Consider the following 20897-nt stretch of genomic DNA (forward strand, 5'->3'; position numbering starts at 1 on the left):
GGCCTCCCAGCCGGAAATTTCAAAACCATATTATCAATACGGTTGACATTATCAATAAGAATGCGATTATCAATACGATCGAAATACCCGTGGCGAACGGAAGATCCTGCATGAGCGCCGTTGAAAACCTCAGATCCCGGACACAGCCCAGCCGCAGCGAGCTGGTTGAGGAGGCTTTGCGCCGCGAGATCGTTCTCGGCAAGCTGGCTGCGGGCGAGGTGCTGCGCGAGCTGGAGCTGGCCCAGCGTTTCGAGGTGGCCCAGGGCACCATCCGCGAGGCCCTGATGCGCCTGTCCGAGGAAGGGCTGATCATCCGCCGCGCCCGCCGCGACACCCATGTTTCCCCGGCGAATTCCGAAGACGTGCGCGAGCTGCTGCACATCCGCCATGACATCGAATGCCGGGCCGCCATCCGCGTGGCCGAAGCAACCGATGGCGCGCTGATGAAGACGCTGGAAGGCCATCTGCAGATGATGCGCCTTGCCGCTTTGCAGGAGGACGAATATTCCCTGCTGCAGCACGACTGCCACTTCCACCTGAGCCTTTTCGCCGCCGCGCATATGCCTGTGGTCGAGCCGGTGCTGGCCCGCTGCCTCGTGCACAGTCAGCGTTTCAAGATCCTCAACAGCCGCGCCGAAGATCGCGACCTGATGGCAACTGCCAACCGGCATGTGGTCATCATCGAGGCCGTCGAGGCCCGCGATGCCAAGGCGCTGCATCAGGCTCTCTCCCATCACATCTCCACCATCGTGGATCTGGGACCGGCGGTGATGACCGTGGGAGGCATGCCATCATGACGGCAGACCGCAACACCCTGCCCCTGCCGCCGCTTGCCCCGGAGATGCAGGCCGTGATGGAGCGGCTGATGGCCGAAGACGGCATACCGCCGGACCCGACACAGCTGCTGCCCGCCGAAGGACGCGCAAAGGCCGAAGCCGCCAACCGGCGCTGGAACGGCCCCGCCCCGGCCATGGCACGGGAGCTGATCGTGGAAACGCCGGGCGGACGGCGGGCATTCGTCTTCATCCCCCCGTCCGATGCGGGCCGCGAGGCCATCCTCTATATCCACGGCGGCGGCTGGGCCTTCTGCTCGGCGGCAACCCATGAAGGCGCGGCCCGGCGGCTGGCGCTGGCAACGGGCGCACCCGTCATCACCTTCGATTACCGGCTGGCGCCGGAGCATCCCTATCCGGCAGGACTGGACGATTGCCTGTCCCTCTGGGCGGAGCGCGAACATGTCCTTACCGGCCGGCGCTGGTCGGTGTCTGGCGACAGCGCCGGGGCAAATCTGGCGCTGGCTCTGATGGTCCGCCTCAAGGGCCGCGATCTGCCGCATTGCGGGCTGCTGTTCTATGGCGTGTTCGACGCGAACTTTGAAAGCCCCAGCTACCGGCAGGTGGCCGATGGCCCCGGCCTGACGCGCGGCAAGATGCAGCGTTACTGGGATTTCTATGCGCCGGAGGACCAGCGCCTGTCCGATCCCTGCCTGACCCCGGCGCGCGCATCCGATGAGATCCTCGCCGCCCTGCCGCCGCTTTATCTCAATGCCGCAGAGGTAGACCCGCTGCGCTCCGACAGCGAGGCGCTGGCCGCAAGGCTGCACGCGCTTGGCCGCAAGGACCTTTTCGACACCGTGCCCGGCGTGGTGCACGGCTTCATGCAGATGAGCATCTGGCTGCCTCAGGCGGAGGCTGCCTTTGACCGTGCGGGCGAGGCGTTCCGCACGATGACCTGAACCCGCCGTAAATTACCCGCGAGTTCTTTGGGAGGAGAATAGCACATGAAGACCATGATCAGCACGCTGGCCCTCGTGGCCGGCCTCGGCACCGCTTTGCTTGCCGGTCAGGCGGATGCCGCCAGCACCGTGCGCTTCTGGTACCACTTCGACAACCCGGAAAACCCGATGTCGGATCTGGTGAAGAAGTTCGAGGATGCAAACCCGGACATCAAGATCGATGCCCGCAACATTCCCTGGAACAGCTATTACGACAATCTCTACACCGCGATTGCCGGCGGCAATGCCCCGGACGCGGCGATGCTGAAGATGTTCGCCCTGCCCCGCCTTCTGGAAATGGAAGCACTGGAGCCGCTGGATGAGCGGATCAACAGCTGGGACGGCAAGGACAACATCCTCGACAACCTGTTCGAGCTGACCAAGGCGCAGGACGGCAAGCATTATTATCTGCCGGTCCAGTATGTGGCGCTCTATCTCTACTACCGCGCCGACATGTTCGCGGAACTGGGCCTCACCCCGCCCAAGACCTGCGAGGAGCTGCGCGATGCCGCCATCAAGCTGACGCGCGACACCAACGGCGACGGCAGGATCGACACCTACGGCTTCGGCTTCCGGGGCGGCAAGTCCGGTCACGAGCATTGGGGCACCTTCACCCTTGGCCGCACCGGTGTGGCGCTGGATGCAAGCCTCAACTCCGAGGCTGGCGTTGCCGGCACCCAGTTCGTCGTCGACCTGTTCCAGAAGGACAAGGTGTTCCCGCCCTCAGCCCCGAATGACGGCTTCCAGGAAATCATCGGCGCCTTCAAGACCGGCGTGACCGCCATGACGATCCACCACGTGGGCTCTTCCCGCGATCTGGTGGCCGCTCTTGGCGACAAGGTCAGCGCCGTTCCTGTGCCCGAATGCGGCGGCGGCCGCTGGACCACTTTCGGCGATGAATCCAGCGGTGTCCTGTCTTCGGCCACCGACAAGGAGGCCGCATGGAAGTGGATCTCGTTCCTCTCCACTGAAGGCAACAACGCGCTCTTCAACACTGCGACAGGCCAGCTGCCGGTGACCAAGACCGACACAGCCAGCTGGAACGGCCATGAGGCACGCTTCGTCGAGGCAACGAAGGACTCGCTTCCCTTCGCCCACCTGCTGCCGGCCTCATCCAACACGCCGGAATTCGTCAACACGGTGTGGCCGGCCAACATGCAGCGCGCGCTGCTCGGCCAGATCACCGCAGCCGACATGAACGCAGCCATCGCCAAGCTGTTCGAAGGACAGTGATCTGGCGGGAGGCGGAGGGCTTCTTCGCCTTGGAACCCGGCCTCTCCGCACCCCTCCCCCTGGTGGGGAGGGGGTAGGGGTGGGGGGCTCTGAGCCTGCAACAAACTGAAAAATCAAAAGTTTCTTGGACGGGTTATCGATAGGGAATGCCATTTACGACCATTTATCTCCCTGCCCACCGGAGAGGCTCTTCCCCCCACCCCTACCCCCTCCCCACGAGGGGGAGGGGTGCGGAGGCGCCACGAACCCATCTGCTGACACCAACACTGAACACGCGCGCAAGCGCGGCCCGCAAACCCTGAAGAGCCAGACCATGTCCAGCATTACGCGGCCCCACGGCGGGGACATCCAGACATCACGGCGGGCGGCCCTGTCGCGGCAGGTTTTGCCACTGGCCCTGCTGTCGCCGGCCGTTCTGGTCACCCTCGCCATCGTCTTCTTCCCGATGGTGCAGACCGCCTGGATGAGCCTGCACCACTATGTACTGTTCCGGCCCAGGAGCTTTGAATGGGCGGGCCTCACGCATTATCTGGCGATCCTGCAGGACGAGGTATTCTGGATCTCCCTGCGCCATACCGTGCTGTGGATTGCACTCACCGTTCCCGCACAGGCGCTGCTGGGGCTGGCAACGGCGCTGCTGCTGAACCAGAACTTCCCCTGGCGGCCGCTCGCCCGCGCCCTGATCATCATTCCCTGGGCGCTGCCCTCGGTGGTCATCGCGCTGATGTGGTCGTGGATCTACGATTCCAACTACGGCATCCTCAATGACCTTCTGCTGCGCATCGGCATTCTGGAAACCTCGATCCCCTGGCTCGCCAACCCGGACACGGCGCTTTACGCGATCATCCTGACGCTCACCTGGCAGGGCTTTCCGTTCTTCGCGGTGATGATCCTCGCCGGTCTCCAGTCGATCCCCAAAAGCTACTATGAAGCGGCCGCCATCGACGGCGCGTCTACCTTGCGCCAGTTCTGGCACATCACCCTGCCGGGCATTTCGGGCGTGCTGTTCACCGCCATTCTGCTGCGCACCATCTGGGTGGCCAACTCGATGGACGTGATCTTCGTCATGACCGGCGGCGGGCCGGGCTACTCCACCTACACCCTGCCGCTCTACGCCTTCCTCGAAGCGCGGACCAATCTCAACTTCGGCTATGGCTCGGCCTTGGCCATGACCTTCACCCTGCTGCTTCTGGGCGTGGTGGTGCTTTATCTGAAACGTTCGGCAAAGGCGGTGCAGTGATGGCCCTCGGACGCAAGACAACCCTCACCCGCATCCTGACGGTCGACCTGCCGATGCTGGCGATCCTCGCCTTCACGCTGGGGCCTTACCTCTGGATGGCGCTGACGTCCCTGACAGCTGAAGACAAGCTCTTCACCCGCGGGCCCTCGCTCGCCGATCTGGTGATGAACAACTATGAGCGGCTCTTTGCCAATGTGGGCTTTGCCCGCAACATGCTCGACAGTTTCATCATCGCCTCGGGCACGGTGGTGGTGGGCCTCGCCCTGTCGGTCTCCGCCGCCTACAGCTTTTCGCGCTTTGACTTCCGCTTCAAGCGGGTGCTGCTGCTGCAGTTCCTGCTGATCAACATGTTCCCGCTGGTGCTGCTGATCCTGCCGCTCTTCGTGCTGATGCGTCAGCTCGGGCTTCTGGACACGCATTTTGCCCTGATCATCGCCAACTCGACCATCGCCATCCCCTTCTCGGTCTGGATGATGACGAGCTACATCAACGGCATTCCCCGCTCGCTGGATGAAGCCGCGATGACCGACGGCTGCTCACGCCTGCAGGCCATGACGAGAGTGGTGCTGCCACTGTGCACCCCCGGCATCATCGCGACGGGCATCTACATCTTCATCACCGCATGGAACGAATATCTCTACGCCCTCACCCTCGGCGGCCAGAGCGTGCGCCCCATCACCGTCGCCGTGCAGAGCATGATCGGCGAATACCAGGTGCAATGGGGCCTGCTGACTGCCGGCGGCATCGTCGGCGCCATGCCCGCAACCCTTCTTTTCCTGATCGTGCAGCGGCGGCTGGTGGGCGGCCTGACGCAAGGCGCCGTGAAGGGCTGATCCCATCCAAGACGAGGACCTATTCCGTGAAAAACCCCATCGGCATCATCTCGATGCAATACACCCGGCCCTTCACCAATGCCGCACTGCCGTTCCTGAAGAAGACCCGCGCACTCGGCTTCGATTTCATCGAGTTGCTGGTGCCGGAGCCGGAGGATGATCTCGACCCGGACGAAGTGCGCCGCATCTGCGCGGGCGAAGGCCTCGGCATCGTGCTCGCCGCCCGCGTCAACCTGCAGCGCTCCATCGCCAGCGAGGATGCGGGCGCACGCAAGGGCGGACAGGATTATCTCTCCTATTGCATTACGGCGGCAGAACGCATTGGCGCCACCATCATTGGCGGGCCGCTTTATGGCGAGCCGCTGGTCTTTGCCGGACGCCCGCCCTTCCCCTGGAGCGCAGACCAGATCGCCGCCCGCGCCGCCCGCACCATCGAAGGCCTTGCCGTTGCCGCAAGGCAGGCGGCGGAAGCTGGCAAGGTCTTCGGCCTGGAGCCGCTGAACCGCTTCGAGACCGACATCATCTGCACCACCGCGCAGGCCATCGAGGTCTGCGATGCGGTGGGGAACCCCGGCCTCGGCGTGATGCTGGACACGTTCCACATGAACATGGAAGAGCGCTCCATTCCGGACGCCATCCGCGCCGCCGGAAACCGGCTGGTGCATTTCCAGGCCAATGAGAACCATCGCGGCTTCCCCGGCACCGGCAACATGGACTGGACGGCCATTGCCCGCGCCCTCCATGCGGTCAGCTACGAGGGCCCGGTGTCGCTGGAGCCCTTCCGCCGCGAGGACGACCGGGTGGCCCTGCCCATCGCCCACTGGCGCGCGCCCCACGAAGACGAAGATGAAAAGCTGCGGGCGGGCCTTGGCCTGATCCGCTCTGCCCTGACATTTGCTGAGGTCAATCACTGATGACGATCAAGATCGGCTGGATCGGCTGCGGCCGCCACGCAACCTGGATGCTGCTGCCGCAACTCGCCCGCAGCGGCTTTGAAATCACCGCCGTCTGCGACCGGGACGAGGCCGCCGCCCGCAATGCCGCCCGGCAGTTCGGTGCAACATCCGTCCATACGGACTTTGAAGAGATGATCGCGGCTGGCGGCATTGATGCCATCGGCATGGCGGTGGGGCCGGACATCCACTACCGGGCAACGCTCGCTGCCCTGAAGCGGGGGCTGCCCGTCTTCATGGAGAAGCCGCCCGCAGCCACGGCGGCGCAGGCGCTGGAACTGGTCAAGGCCTCGGAAGCCGCCCGCGTGCCCGTCACCGTCGGCTTCATGAAGCGCTATTCGGCCGGCAACAAGGTGGCGAAGAACATTCTTGATGGCGGCGCCTTCGGGCAGGTGCTCGGCATCCACGGCAGCTACATGACCGCGCCGACCTACTTCGCCGGAGAGGTGGATTACACCGGCTTCTACCTGCATCACTGCGTCCACTACATGGACCTGATCACCTGGTTTGCCGGTTCCGAATTTGCCGACGTGCGCCTGCGCAAGAATGTGCCGGACAAGGGCAAGATGCTGCTGCACATGAATTTCGAGTGCGAAAACGGCGTCATCGGCAACATCATCATGGGCACGGTCCAGTCCCGCGGCACGCCGATGGAATTCGTCCAGATCATGGGCGACCACAACCGTATCGAGGTGGAGAACGTCATCAACGTCACCTGGCGCCGCAACCCGCCCTTCAAGGTGGATGACCCGCAGGCGAGCCTTGATCCGGGCTGCGACAGCCTCACCTGGTCGCCCAACTTCACCGCCGCCGCCAACGAGGACTACAAGGGCTATCACGCCCTCCTCCTCGACGTGGCCGCCACCCTTCGCGGCGAAAGCAGCAACGCCCCGCAGATCCACGACGGCTGGCTGGCGATGAAGCGGCTGGAGACGATGATTGCGCTGATCGAGGAGTAATACCAATTCTCGATGAGCTTGACTCATCAAGAATTGGTCAAGCCCGTGCGGCGCTTGAGCATTTTCAAGGCGTGATGCGTCAGCATCGAAAGCCTTGGTATAAGGACAGGCGGGGAATTTGGCAGCGGCATGATGAACGGCCGTGAAGATGTTGGTGACTGGGCCCCCCCATGAAGCCTGCCTGCCCCGCCTGCGATCAGGAACAGAACCATACGACGCAGATCCTGCCCGTGTTGCTGCCACGAACACGGGCCACGCTGTCCCTGTGCGCGGCGGCAATCGCCGGCATAATGACGGCGAAAAACTACGGACAGCCCTGCTTGCCTGCAAGAAAAACAGCGGCAGAGGCCCTGCACGACAAGACCCCAGAGCAGCCGGCTTGCTGACCAAAAGCTGAAGACAGCAAGACTTGGGCGCAACACTTCAATTTCAACCAAAAGTTGATATAGTTTTATTAAAAACTATTGCGCGATATTTTGATTGCCAGATGTATACCCCTGCGGTAGCTTAACTTGCGGTTGCGCAAATGACAGCCGCTCCGGAAAGTTCAATCTATCCAGGCACAGCTCCAAACAGCTCGGGAGGCAGTCGATGACCCAGTACGACGGCATTCTCTTGCGCCAGAATCTTCAGGACCAGGGCCTCATGCCCCGGACTGGCGGCTGGACGGCAAGCCCAGACATCATCATGGCCGGCACACAGCCGACCCAGGATCCGCAGGCCGTGTTCAGCACCGCTGCGAGTTACGGGACAGACCCCACGCAGCCGGTCGTGCAGAACGCCACCAACTACGTCTATCTGCGCGGCAAGAACCTCAATGCGGCAGCCCAGACCGGCACAGCCCGCGTCTTCTACGCACCGCAGTCGCTGTTTCTCTACCCCGTACAGTGGCTGAACAACTCCATCCTGACGTCGCGCGGCTCCGCCACAAGCGATCTTGGTTCCCTCGCGCCGAATGCGATTGGTGTCACGACCGACCCATTCGTCTGGGTGCCCACCAACATCAGCGAGCACACCTGCCTTGTCGGCTTCATCTCGACGCCCGAGTATCCGTTCGAGAGCCAGAAGCCGCCCAACGCGGTCACCTCGATGAATGACCTGGCGGCCTGGATCGGCAAGACAGGCGGCACCGGATGGCACAACGTGCAGTTTACATCGGCCGGTGCGCCGACCTTCACCAACTCGACGGTCTATCCGCCATCGACCACGGCCGCGACCGTCCAGTTCGCAGTCACCTGCGTCAGTTGCCCTGTGGGTTCGCAGGTCTCGTTCTCTTGCGGCACCCCGCTGCCGGACGGCACCTACATCAACCTGCCGCCCACCACCGTCACCAAGCCGACCCAGATCGGTTTCACGGTGACATATCAGGTACCGGCAGGCTGGACGTCACCGATCAGCTATTCCTACTACGCCAATGGCAACCCACCCGTTGACGGAAACTTCTCGGTGTCGATGAGCGCATCCATCCTGACGAGCACCCCAGGAAGCCAGGTCTTTGCCGCCTATGCCCGCCCGGCAGTCGAGGTGTTCCCCAACCACGTCCATGTCGCAGACAACGGACGGCAGCTGACCGCATTGAACGACATGCCGGTCAACTATCTGATCCCGGTCGGAAGCGACATGACGAAGCTTGCGCAGGGCGGCTGACACGGGCCTCTCGATCTGCGGCCGGAGGCTCTCCGGCCGCAGGGCTCCGGTGCCGGATATTGCCGGCCGGAAAGCCGCCCGGCCAGCCCCGTCCAGCCGGCAGCGGCTGAAGCCGTGCCTGCCATGGCAGGCCCGCAGCCCTTTTGAACCGGAATACGGAACGGCCCTTCCGGCAGGGCGGCACTGAACAGAGCATCCTCCTTCTGCAATCCCCGGCCCTACGGGCGCGAACTTCAGGGAGAGAGTCTTGGCAGTTTCAGCGATCCCGGCACCGCTTCTGGCAACGATGGATGACGTGCGCAAGCAGGGCACCGAGTTCAACGGCGACGATTCCCCGAGCGAAACCTATTACGGCTATCTGACAGAGATCGAACAGGTCCAATACAAGGAGGGCGGCCCCATCCTCCAGTCGGTTCAGCTTGAACTCGTGCCCTTCGAGTGGATCGAGGCTGCCGTAATGAACCTCGGGGACAGCGTGCGAGACCTGCCGCCGCCCGCACCCGTCACACTGCTCGTCTTCGATGACGCTCCCCTGGAGGAGGTGGCCGAAGCGCTCGGCACGACAGCGGGTGATATCGCCGAAGGTGACTGGTACATCCTGACGGTTCCCAGCCATAGCGGCAGATCGGCCAAGCGCGCCCGCCCGGTGTTTGACACGACCGTGATTCCGCTGAAAGCAGCGGGGCGCAAACTGACCGGTCCGAAGCTCACCCGGCTGCGGCAGCGCTACAAACCCATCGCCCGGATCGACCTTGCCAAGCTCATCAAGATGCTGATGGCCATTCAGCCGCGTGAAGTTGGCGTGATGGACACCGGGCAGGCGTCCTGCAACCTGATCTACGATGCCAACGGCATACCGCAGATCTATGTGGATGCGGGCCTGCCGATGTTCCCGAACTTTGCCAGCATGCCGCCGGCCAATGCGCTCGGCAATGTGGAGATCATCAATCCCGGTCCGTGTCTCGCCAACAATCCTCCCGGGATCCTGACGCATTTCCATTGGGACCACTATTCGATGCTCGGCATGTCGGCCAATGCAGCCGCCTTGCGCAACCGGGACTGGATCTTCCCGCCGCAAGTGGCCGGACCGTTTCTGGCGGGCGTGATCCTGGGGATCAACGGCTCGCCGAATGGTCAGGTGCACATATTCCCTGCCGGTCTCGGCGTGCTGCCCGGCGGCTATGTCAACATCATCCAGTGTGTGCCGGGTGCGGGCGTTGCCCCTGGCGACCTGAACAACACCGGGCTTGCCGTGATCGTGCATCTCGACATTCCCAACAATCGCGACATGCTGCTGCCGGGTGATGCCGCCTTCCAGTCGATACCGGGCCTCGGCGGCTTTGGCGGATTGCGCTGGATGACGGCAACCCATCATGGTTCCGCGACAAACCTGGTCCCGCCGCCGGCTCCGCTGGCCGCCCCGCCGATTCCGGCCCCCTACGCCGCAAACCAGGGCCGCCTTGCCTATTCATACGGGGTCAATGGCGGTGTTCCGGGCGGCGTGCATTGCTATGGCCATCCAAACCCTGCTGCCGTCGCAGCCTATCCGGTCGCAGGCTGGGGCAATTTCCTCAATGTCGCCTCGACGGCCGAAACGGGTCCCAACTCGGGCGTGGCTGGACGCGGCAACATCATGATGGCGAACAACGTGGTGCCTCCGGCCTGCGGCGTCGCAAACTGTCCCTTCCACGTCTTTCCAAAGACACTCCAGTAGACGGAGGCGCGCGAGGCCATGGCAGCGATCACCACCTATGACGCCCTTGCCGCCCTGGCAAAGGGGCTCAAGCCCGGCGACAGCCTGACCATCGGCCCTGACGATGTGTCGCCGGCCATGGTCGCAAGCTATGAAGCGCTGGCCCTTGCCACCACTGTCACGGTGGAGACATGCACGTCCGGCCCCCAGTCCGTCACGGTGAGCGGCACAGCGTCCCTTTTCGGACTGACCGGTCTGGCCACGCAGCTGGTGTTCCAGCCCGTGGACGCGAGCAAGCCGGACGGCCCCTTCTCGCTCGCCATCACAACCACAACCGCTGCCGGGACACAGTGGGAACTGCTGACAGGCTTCGTTCTCTCCACCCCCTCCATGTCCTTCCAGCCGGCGGAGGATGTGGCAGTCCTGACTGCGGGAATGGCCTGCGACATCGTGATCGGCACAGGCAACACGCTGACGCTGCCGATTGCCGTTGCGGTGCCGCCTTATCCAGATCTCGACTGGGTCGTGAGCGGAACCTTCACGGCGCAGCCTCTTTCAGTTGACGCCTTCTCCGCTCTGGCCGGCGGCCTCGTCCTGTCCGACTACCTGCCCAGCCCGCTCGACACGCTTGCCGAATTCGGGATGACCGAGCTGGAGATCTCCTTCAACCCGGCGGGCGCGAAACTGTCCTATGTCTACATGGACATCGCCTATACGGATGCCTGGTCGGCGCTCGGCATCATCGATGTTCCCGCAGGCGGGGTCACGCTCAAGTTCATGGTCGATTTTCTCGACAGCGCCCGCAGCTATGTCGAGCTTCAGGCCAAATTTGACCTTGCGGGTGTGCCCTTCGACATCGGCGCGCATTTTGCGCCAAGCAATTTCTTTGTCTGGGGACGCCTGCAACAGGACAAGACCGTCTCGATCGCGGATGTTTTCGCCCATTTCAACGTCACCCTTCCGGCGGGATTTCCGGAGGTCGAGATCGACCAGCTGTCGCTGCTCGCCAATCTGTCGCAGAGCCAGTACTCGTTCGACTTTGTCGCCCAGATCGACGCAGGCAGCGATCTCAAGCTGCAGGATCTCACCGCAAGTGTCGGCGTATCGACCACGCCTGCAACAACAGTGTCGGCTGATTTCCATGGCACCATCGTCATCGACGAAGCCACCGCGCTGTTCCTGGGGGCCGTCTATGATGGCAAGGGCGGAGGACTGACGCTCTCCGGCAGCGCCACCGAAGTCCCGATCGGCAAGATCATCACCTACTGGGGCCGCGAGTTCGGCCTGTCGCCCGACCAGATCCCGGAGCCGATCCGCACCCTGGTGCTGAAGACACTTTCCACCAGCTACAACACACAGACCGGCGACTTTCATTTTCTCTGCATTGGCGATTTCACGGTTTACGACACGCCCGTCGAGGTCACCTTCAGTGTCGATATCGTGCATCCCAACTCGCCCGAGGCGCTTCGCATGGGCCCCGAAGCCGTGGCGACAGCGCGCGGGTACAGCGCCACCTTCGGCGGTTCCGTCGTCTTTGCCGGCAACACATTCGAGATCCGCTTCAACACCACCGACACCGGCCAGAGCATCTTCATCGCCGATTACCAGCGCAGCAGCGGCTCCGTGCGCCTGCATGACCTCGTGGCTGACGTATCGCAGCAGCTTGCCGGGCTTGTCCCGGAAGACATCGAGATCACCCTGGATGCGGTCAAATTCGCCTATCTCAAGGCGAAGGACGCAGGCCAGTCCCAGCCCACCAACCACTTCCTCTTCGGTCTGGAGCTTGGTGCGAGCATCAGTCTCACCGATATCCCGCTCATCGGTGACAAGCTTCCGGCCGATCTGACGGTCGAGTTTGACCAGCTCCAATTCGCCTATGCCAAGCCCGGCTTCGACAAGACCCAGGCGGCTGCCGTCAATGCGCTGCTGCCGAAAGGCATCATACCGCTTCCCGGAGACGGTCTCTCTGAAGGAATTCTTGTTTCCTCTAACCTGCAGCTCGGCGACACGGTGAAAAGCCTTGAGCTGCAGATCCCGACCGGAGGCTCCAGCAAGGAAAGCCTGGCGGGCGCTCAGGCGGACCGGGCCTTGGGAGCCGTTGCAGATGCAGCAACCCCGCCCGCCAGCCTGTCGGTCAACATCCAGAAGCAGTTCGGCCCGCTCGGCATCCGCAAGCTCGGGCTGAGCTATCAGAACCAGCGCCTGTTCGTGACGGGTGACATCTCGCTCAATGCGGAGGTTCTCAGCATCGGGCTGCTCGGCCTCGGCATCGGCTCCAAGGTGGATTCCTTCGATCCGGCCGTAACGCTCTCCGGCCTCACCATCACCGTGGCGCAAGGCCCGGTCAATGTCAGCGGCGGCCTCTACGGCACGATCGATCCGCTGAATTTCAACGGTGCCCTGCAGGTGTCGGTGCCGTCGCTGACCCTCGGCGCCCTCGGCGGCTATGCGCAGCTTGGCTCTGATCCTTCGTTCTTCATGTATGTCTCGATCAACCGGCCGCTGTTCGGCTACCCGTTCTTCTTCCTCGACGGGATTGCCGGCGGCCTTGGCTTCAACCGCGACCTGCTGCTGCCGGACATCGACGGCGTTGCAGGATTTCCGCTGGTCGCCTGGGCCACCGGGAAGAACCCGCCGGGCGCCAATCCGGCCGGCGACATCGGATCCCAGGTTCAGCAAGTCATCGGGGCCCTCGCCAGTGACATCCCCCCGAGGGTCGGGCAGTACTGGATTGCCGCCGGCATCAAATTCTCCTCGTTCAAGATCCTGGATTCCTTCGCACTGGTCACGGTCGCGTTCGGCACCGACTTCAAATTCGCCCTGCTCGGCCTGACGACCGCAAGCCTGCCCCCGAAAGCCGGAACGGGAATCCAGCCGATCGGCTATGTGGAGATGGCGCTGCGCGCAAGCTTCTCCCCGGCAACCGGCATTCTGGAGATCGAGGCGAAGCTGACCCCGGCCTCGTTCATCCTCGACAAAAGCTGCGTGCTGACGGGCGGGTTAGCCTATTACATGTGGTTCAAGGACAATCCCGCCGGAGACCCGAACGGATACCACGCAGGCGATTTTGTCGTCACACTGGGCGGATACAATCCCGCCTTCACCAGACCCGCCTATTTTCCGCAAGTCCCCCGCCTCGGCTTCAACTGGAAGGTCGATGGCAACACGACGATCCAGGGCGGCATCTATTTTGCGCTCACGCCCTCGGCGCTCATGGCTGGCGGTGCGCTGGAAGCTGTCTGGCAGAGCGGCGACCTCAAGGCCTGGTTCACAGCCCATGCCGACTTCCTGCTGTCCTGGAAGCCGTTCCACTATGAGGCCAGCATCGGCCTCAGCATCGGCGCCTCCTACAAGCTGGATCTCCTGTTCACCTCGGTCACGATCTCCGTGCATATCGGCGTGGAACTCAACCTTTGGGGGCCTCCCTTTGGCGGCTCGATCTATGTCGACCTGTCGGTGATCACCTTCACCGTCTCGATCGGCAACCGGAACAAGCCGGTGCCGCAGCCGATCAGCTGGACGGATTTCAAGACCTCGTTCCTGCCGCAGGGCGATGCTCCCCATGCCCAAGGTCTGGCGCTGCGCAGCACTGTGACGACAGACGCCTATTGCCTCGCCTCCGTTGCGTCAGGGCTCATCAAGGATCTGACGGACCACAAGTCAGACCCCTCCGCTCCCGACTGGATCGTCTCGGGCGAGACGCTTGAAATCGTCACCATGACGGCCCTGCCCAGCAAATCGGCCAGCCTGACCACCGCTGCCACCAGGACGGTGCCGCTGCCCGTGGGACAGTCCGGCTTCGGTGTCGGCCCGGTGGGCGTTGCGATTGACGACTTCAGCTCATCCCATGCGATCACGGTCAACCGGATCGTCAAAGGCACCGCAGATCCGCACTTCGACATCGAAACGACGGCGGTGGTGACGCTTTCAACGTCCAACCTTCCTTCTGCTACCTGGGGCGGCAAGACCATCGTCAATCCGTCGATCAGCCAGATCAACTCGACACCGGCCAATATCTCCGGCCTCAGCGTCGGTTACAGCATCAAGGCCAATCCGGCTGTCCCGGACCACACGCCGCTGCCGATCGATATCACCATCCTGCAGCAGGACAACGAGGGCACGGTCACATTTGCCTGGCTGACGCCGGACATCCCGCAGACCGATCCGTTCGACCAGAGCCAGGCCATGGAGACCTTCCAGACCACGCTGCTGTCCTCTGCAGCAAAGCGCACCGCGATCCTATCGGTCCTGAACGGGCCGGGGCTCGATCTGGGTGTCTACGATCAGGTTGATGTCAGCGTGCTGGCGGCCGAGGCAGACATCGTGCTGCTGAGCCCGCCGGTTCTCTCCTACCTCGGCGAGGAGCGTGCGGCATGACAACGGCAGAGCCAGCTTACAGGGACGGGCACCACACATGAGCACGAAACCGAAGGCAGCCAAGGATCCCGAGCCGGTCACGGGCACAATCACGTTCATCCAGAGCCACCGGCCCGCACTGGAGGATGGACTTTATGAAATTACCGTCGCCCAGAGCGTGCGGAACACGGACGCCAATGCGCGGCCGGATGCGCAGTTCGACGAAACCTATACGCATACGCGGCGGTTCCAGGTCGCGGGGGCGCGTTTCTCCATAGACAGCACCGCAATCGACAGCTCGTTTCCTCCCGCCGGCAGCCAGGGGGAATATGCGACGGTGCTGCCGCATGCCGTCTTCAACCTGCAAAGCCTGCCCTGGCAGCGCTCCCTCGGAGACGCACAGGACTCAAGCTGGCTTGCCCTGCTTGTTTTCGACGAAAATGATCCCCCGCCAAGGGTGAGCGAGGTCATGACGGGAGACCTGACGCCTGCGCCTTTCCCGCATGCGCAGGGTGAGGCTCCGGCTGCCAGCGCGCTTCCTGCTGACGCGGTATCCTATCCGGGACTGACGCTGGAGTACGGCCAGTTTCCCTGGGACCCCTGCCGGGTGATCGACGTGCCGGTAGACCTGTTCAACGCGGTTGCACCGGGGCTTGCCGACATGCCCTGGCTTGCCCACAGCCGCACGGTGAGCAGCACGGCACCGCTGCGCGCGGCTGGCCTTGCCAGCGGACAAACCAGCATCGAGACCTCGGTTGTCACCGGCAACCGGCTGCCCGATCCGAACAGCCGTGTGACCGTGCATCTGGTTTCGCTCGAAGGCATGGCAAGCCTGCTCCCGCAAGGCGACAGCTACACGCCCGCAAACATCCTGCTGCCGGACGGGACACCGGCCAAAACCATCCGCCTCGTGAGCCTTTTCAGCTGGAGCTACCGCTCGGTCGATCCGCAGCAAACCTTCACGGGCCTGCTGATGAACCTCGATGCCGAGGATGGACTGCGCGTCTTTGCCATCAAGAACGGCGCCGAAGATACCTCGGAGGCGGGCCGTTATGCCGCAAACGCGCTCAATCTCGGCTACACGCCAGCCAACCATCACACCCGTCAGGGCAGCCGCACGGTGTCGTGGTACCGCGGCCCGTTCGTCCCCTTCGAAGTCTCCGGCACGATCACTGTGCCGGTTCCGGGCGGTGCGGACAATGCCGCTCCGATCCGCACGGCGGACGAGGCCGTGCGGTACGATCCGGACACAGGGATGATGGACGTGAGCTACGCGGCCGCCTGGGAAATCGGCCGTCTTCTCGCCCTGCAGGACAAGGGTTTCTCGGATGCTCTCGTGCGGTGGAAAACCGCCAACACCCGGAAGGTGTTCGAGACTTTCGAGCGGCAGGTCCTGGAGGAAGCCTTCGGCGGAACTCTTGCCCTCACGCAGATGCGGGCCACCAGGGCTGACGGCAACGAGCTCCACCATGCCGCCGCCGATTTCATCCGCACCCGGCTCAAGCAGTTTCTCGCCCCGGGCCTCGGCAGCGGTGGCGGCCGTGACGGGCCGGCAGACAGGGAGGATTAAGCCATGGTTCGACTGAGCGCACGTGGCGGCGGACGCCTGCGGATAACATCCTTTCTTGAGGACCCTTCAAGCCTGAAGGCGGCCCTCGACGGCAATGATCCGGCCGTCACCGTGACGGACTGGCTCGGGCGGCTGAAGCAATTGCAGGGGGTTCCGTTCCGCTATCTCGTGGCGAACGGGCGGATGCTTCCCAACGAGTCCATCCGCTTCTTCAATGTCGATTTCAACTGGCTCTTCGCGCTGGTCGAGGGCGCCTGCAGCATCGGGCAATCAAGCGCGCTGGATGAAACCCTGCACACGGTTACCATGCCCAGACTTCACGCAGCTGCAGACAAAGCCGCGGCGGCAGGCGAAACGGCGCCTGATACAGCATCGGGCTTCCTCCTGCGCAGTCAGGTTGTCGCCGGGTGGCCGAAGCTCGAGATCGTGGCCTTTGATGCCAGCAATCAGGAACTGACGAACGTGATCCGCATGGAGCGGGTCACGGACTCAATCCTGCTTTATGTGGTTGAAGGCCAGTTGGACAAGGTGATCCTGCGTGAGCCGGCAATTGGCCTGCATTTCGGCATCGGCATTCAGGGCGGCAAACCCTTGCGCTATGTCACCGTTCCAAAGACTGCGCCTGAGGGCACGCGCCCGGGTGACCAGATTGACGGCGCCAGCGTGACTCCCGTCTACAGGGACGCAACCCATCGCACCATCCGGATTGCCAGGCTCGCGTCGGATCTTTCCGCCGCTCTTTACGCCCGCGATGCCGACAACTCCGCCGACGGCAGCAAACTTCCCTTCACCTCCGCCGAGTTTGCACTGCAACTCGTCGAGGGAACCCAGGAAGTCACGTTCCAGACGGCCCCGAAGGAGGACGAGTGAGCCAATGGCAGCCCTTTCCGACACGCTCGTTGTCCCGGTTGATCTTGCCGCGCTGTGCGTCGGCGAGACGGATGTCAACGGATCAGCGACACAGCCCTATGGCACAAAAGACTTCTCGCGGCTGGCCCCGGATTTCTCGCTGCTGCCTTATGCTGCGGACGGCACCGCCCGCAACTCCGGCCCCTATCTCAGCAGCCAGGTCCTGCCCGGCGTGTTCCAGAAGGCCTCGGATCCGCTCGACACAGGCATCCACCTGCACTGGGCGCTGCCGGAGACCCTCACGCACGGGACGCAGAACACGGCAGGGTCGATCAGTTTCCAGGCCGCGCCAAACCGCTGGCTCGTGCTTCGCATCGCGACAAACACGGCCGTGCCGCAGACTCCCGAGACCAGCCTGAAGGCCTGGATCCTCGAAAGCGACCGGCTGTGGGACGGCGAGACCCCGCTGCAGCCTACGGATCCCGTACAGAACGCGGCAAGCCTGGCCGTTCCGATTGAGCCCACTCCGAATGTGCAGCCCAACAAATCCTGGAAGACGCTGGGCCGGGTGTTTGCCCTCGATGGCTGGGCAGAAGACCCATCCGCCCAGCGCGCGAACCTGACGGCGCTCGGCTATGGCGAGGCGACCTATGCCGCAACCTACCAGCTTTGTCCGAATGTCTTCGGCTTCTGGGACACGCTGGCGGATCTTGACCCCGCCGCCTACCCGCCTGCGAGCACGCGCGTATCCTATCTTCTGGCTGGCTGGCATGCGGATGCCAAGGACGACCCTCTCACCCGCATTGCCTATCCTGCCGGGGCCACGCTGGCCGAAAAGATCGCCGCAATCGCAGCCGCTTATGGCTGGAGTTTTCCGGCAGATGGCCTTGCAGCGGTGCCAGGGCGGACCGTTTACACCTCTCTGCTGACCAACATCGCCTGGGACAAGACCACCCACTACATCACGCCGCGTCAGCCCGGACCGGATGGCATCAAGGTTGCGATCGGCAACACCACCCCCGAAGCCCTATCGGCACTGATTGCGGCGCAGCCCGACTTCGCAGGGCTGCAGAATGTCGAACTGATCCTCAACGCACTTCAGTTGGGCCTTCTGACACGGATCGAACTGCCGGGAGGCCTGCGCGATGTCGAGGATGCCCTGCACAAGAACGGCTTTGCCTCGGCCAGTCAGGGCACGGTCTGGACCATAGAGGCAGCAACGGGTGCAGATCTCGGTTCCGCCGAGGGCGCTCCCAGCCTGGCCGAATTGCCGCCGGAGACGGGCGATGCACTCAACGCTCTCAATCTTGCACAGGCGCAGGCCGATGAGCTCGAGCGCAACTGCGACAGTCTGCGGGCCCGCATCTTCGCCGACTGGGTGCGTTACATGCAGATCCAGTATTCCCCGCCCCCGCCCGGCGGCTATCCGGTCACGGCAGATCAGGCGCGCCAGTTCATCACAGCCGAAACCGGCAGTCTGAACACCCTGCTGTCGGATCTGCAGACCGCCAGACAGTCTGTGGTGACTGCTCAGGCCGCCCTTTTGGACATTCTCGACCCGCGCTACAGCCTGACAACGACGGACGGCGCAAGGTTCTATGCCCCGACGGATCCGGCCCTGCTCTTCTCAGGCGAAGAAGTCCGGCCGGCATACAGGGCAGCACCCGCCGAAGCCCGCGATCCGGCGGGCAACATGGTCTGCCGTGTGGCCACCACCCTCCTGAGTTCCCTCACCGCCACCAGCGGCCAGTCACAGTTCAAAATCGACGCCGCATCGCTGCCTTCCCTTGCTCTTCCGGCCGGGTTGCCGGTTGCGGAGGCCATGACCGCCCTGACCGGTGAAGCCTTCCTCGCCGATCCCGTGCAGGCTCCCGTTGCCGCAGCTGCATTCGCGAGGCTCGGAGGGGCGGGCAATCCGGCGCTTGCCGATTTCGCCGGTTTCACCGCGCAGATTGAGGCCGCGCAGGCCGCTCTCTACGGAACGGCTCCGGAGCCCTCGCTGCATTTCACCGGCACCCCGCCGAGCCCGCTCGCCTTCAAACCCTGGTCGCGGCCATGGCTGCCAATCATCCTGCAGTGGGAGGTGGAGCATTTTCCAAATGCCCTTCCTCCTTACCCGCCCGGCTTTCTGACCGCGAACTACACCTTCGGGCCGGACGAGCTGGATCTGCAGTTCAACGGCAGCATTCCGGCTGACAAGAGCAACAGCCGGACCTATGAGGGCACGATCGTTCTGACCGGCAACACGGAAATCAACATTCGCCAGCAGATCGAGGCCTATCTCACCAATTTCCCCGATTCAGACATCGACGCCGAACTGCGCGAGATTCTCGACAACCTGCATCCGGCGATGCAGGCGCAGGCGCTCAGCGGTTTCAACCAGTCCTTCCTCATGCTGGCCCGCATCCTGCAAATGGGCGTTTCCGATCCGCTGGGGATTCTCAAGGGCGTGTTCTTTGCCAATTTCACCAATGTCACGGTGAAAGAGGCTGTCGCTGCGTTCAACACCGACAGCCCGCTTGGCAACAACACCTTCTCGCCACTGCGCAATGGCGGCTTCCGTGTGACCCGGGTGCGCATCATCGACACATTCGGGCAGCCGCTGGACCTTCCCGCCCCAGCCATTGTGCGGGCTGAAAACCTGATCCCTCCCGCCGAAAGCGAAGAACTGATCAACCTGCCGCTCCGGATCACGCAGCCCTCGCGGCTCCTCTTCAACTGGCTGTCGGCGGACAATGATGCGGTGGAGATGAACAGCCATCCGGCGACAACTCCGGTCTTTGGCTGGGTGCTGTTCAACCGGCTCGACCAGGCGCTGATGATCTATGACGAAAGCGGCACGGCCCTCGGCTCGTTCAACCTGCTCGGCCCCTTCTGGCAAGGGGCACCGGGCAATCAGGCGACATTCGCAAAGCCCATCGAGGAAGTCTTCGCCGATGCAAATCCGCATCTGCGCGCCTTTGCCCTGGGCATGTCCTCCGCCGCCGATCCGGTTGCCTATCTGGGAGAAATGCTGAAGGCCATCGACAAGAGCCTGGGCTTCATCGCCCCCGGCCAGAACCAGCCCTTCGACAGCCTTTCGATCCTGATCGGCCGGCCTCTCGCCCTGACGCGCGCCTCGCTGGACCTTCAGCTGCTCGGCCTGCCGGCCATGAACCAGAGCCTTGCAAGCTTCGCCGCCGCAACCGGAGCATCTGATCCGCTACAGCGGGACGATGGCGGCGCAACGACCGTCGAGATCCCTGTCGTGCTCGGTGCATTCGACGACATCGACGACGGGCTGACCGGCTACTTCATCGATGACGGCAGCGAGAACGCATACCAGACCTTCTACACCGAAGCGGCAGATCCGGGGGACAGCCACGGCGTCAAGCCGCCTGCACCGGACCAGATCACCCTGGTCACGTCGGCTGCGAGCACACCCGTGACCGTCGCGATGCTGATTGATCCGAATGCACCGGTCCATGCACGCACGGGCCTGCTGCCGCTCACCGAGCTGGCCATCCCGTCCTCGATGATCTCCAACGATCTGGCCCGGATCGCTGTGACCTTCCTCACCACACCGGTGCTTCTGGCCGACGAGCCGCAAGTGCCGGTGCCGCCCGAGAGCGGATACGTGTGGAACTGGGTCACGCAGATCGCCGGTGCGGGCCAGTGGAGCGTGACGCCGGTCGCCGGCGGTGACGACGTCTCATTGCTGCCGCAGCAGATCCAGGAAGGCTGGCTCAAACTCGAACACGCGCCGGACACGCGCAGCGGCGCAAGCCCCCGGCGTTTCCGCAAGAAGTGA

At 63.4% G+C, this 20897-nt stretch carries 13 protein-coding genes; all 13 read left to right on the top strand.

Annotated elements, in window-relative coordinates; translation table 11 throughout:
• Positions 1-110: 110 nt before the first annotated feature.
• The 13 genes from AC0CMF_RS17105 to AC0CMF_RS17165 all read left to right on the top strand — a co-directional run bounded on the left by AC0CMF_RS17105 (position 111) and on the right by AC0CMF_RS17165 (position 20897).
• On the top strand, positions 111-797 hold the full coding sequence (locus AC0CMF_RS17105) for a GntR family transcriptional regulator (RefSeq protein WP_019965938.1): 687 nt from the start codon (positions 111-113) through the stop codon (positions 795-797).
• Positions 794-1735 carry an alpha/beta hydrolase gene (locus AC0CMF_RS17110; protein WP_374628793.1) on the top strand — a complete coding sequence of 314 codons (942 nt, stop codon included), beginning with the start codon at positions 794-796 and terminating at the stop codon, positions 1733-1735. The genes AC0CMF_RS17105 and AC0CMF_RS17110 overlap by 4 nt, the downstream gene beginning before the upstream one ends.
• Positions 1736-1780: 45 nt before the next feature.
• Positions 1781-3007 carry an ABC transporter substrate-binding protein gene (locus AC0CMF_RS17115; protein WP_374628794.1) on the top strand — a complete coding sequence of 409 codons (1227 nt, stop codon included), beginning with the start codon at positions 1781-1783 and terminating at the stop codon, positions 3005-3007.
• 313 nt (positions 3008-3320) lie between these two features.
• Positions 3321-4247: a carbohydrate ABC transporter permease gene (locus AC0CMF_RS17120; RefSeq protein ID WP_374628795.1), complete on the top strand. Its 927-nt coding sequence runs from the start codon at positions 3321-3323 to the stop codon at positions 4245-4247.
• Entirely contained in the window at positions 4247-5080 is an 834-nt protein-coding gene (locus AC0CMF_RS17125) for a carbohydrate ABC transporter permease (protein ID WP_058898980.1), read from the top strand. Before AC0CMF_RS17120 ends, AC0CMF_RS17125 begins: the two co-directional genes overlap by 1 nt.
• Before the next feature lie 26 nt (positions 5081-5106).
• A complete protein-coding gene (locus AC0CMF_RS17130; protein WP_374628796.1) occupies positions 5107-5994 on the top strand; it encodes a sugar phosphate isomerase/epimerase family protein in 888 nt (295 codons plus the stop codon).
• Positions 5994-6992: a Gfo/Idh/MocA family protein gene (locus AC0CMF_RS17135; protein WP_374628797.1), complete on the top strand. Its 999-nt coding sequence runs from the start codon at positions 5994-5996 to the stop codon at positions 6990-6992. The genes AC0CMF_RS17130 and AC0CMF_RS17135 overlap by 1 nt, the downstream gene beginning before the upstream one ends.
• A gap of 591 nt (positions 6993-7583) precedes the next feature.
• Entirely contained in the window at positions 7584-8639 is a 1056-nt protein-coding gene (locus tag AC0CMF_RS17140) for a hypothetical protein (protein ID WP_374628798.1), read from the top strand.
• Between the two features lie 247 nt (positions 8640-8886).
• Positions 8887-10353 (top strand): ComEC/Rec2 family competence protein, encoded by a 1467-nt coding sequence (locus AC0CMF_RS17145; RefSeq protein ID WP_374628799.1) that lies wholly within the window; start codon positions 8887-8889, stop codon positions 10351-10353.
• A gap of 18 nt (positions 10354-10371) precedes the next feature.
• Entirely contained in the window at positions 10372-14709 is a 4338-nt protein-coding gene (locus AC0CMF_RS17150) for a DUF6603 domain-containing protein (protein ID WP_374628800.1), read from the top strand.
• 37 nt (positions 14710-14746) lie between these two features.
• Positions 14747-16258 carry a hypothetical protein gene (locus AC0CMF_RS17155; protein WP_050473002.1) on the top strand — a complete coding sequence of 504 codons (1512 nt, stop codon included), beginning with the start codon at positions 14747-14749 and terminating at the stop codon, positions 16256-16258.
• A gap of 3 nt (positions 16259-16261) precedes the next feature.
• The gene (locus AC0CMF_RS17160; RefSeq protein WP_050473001.1) at positions 16262-17128 is read left to right on the top strand and encodes a hypothetical protein; all 867 of its coding nucleotides are present in this window, start codon (positions 16262-16264) and stop codon (positions 17126-17128) included.
• A gap of 4 nt (positions 17129-17132) precedes the next feature.
• Positions 17133-20897, top strand: a complete 3765-nt coding sequence (locus AC0CMF_RS17165; RefSeq protein ID WP_374628802.1) for a hypothetical protein — start codon at positions 17133-17135, stop codon at positions 20895-20897.

The sequence above is a fragment of the Pannonibacter sp. CBAS1226 genome, from assembly GCF_055685825.1.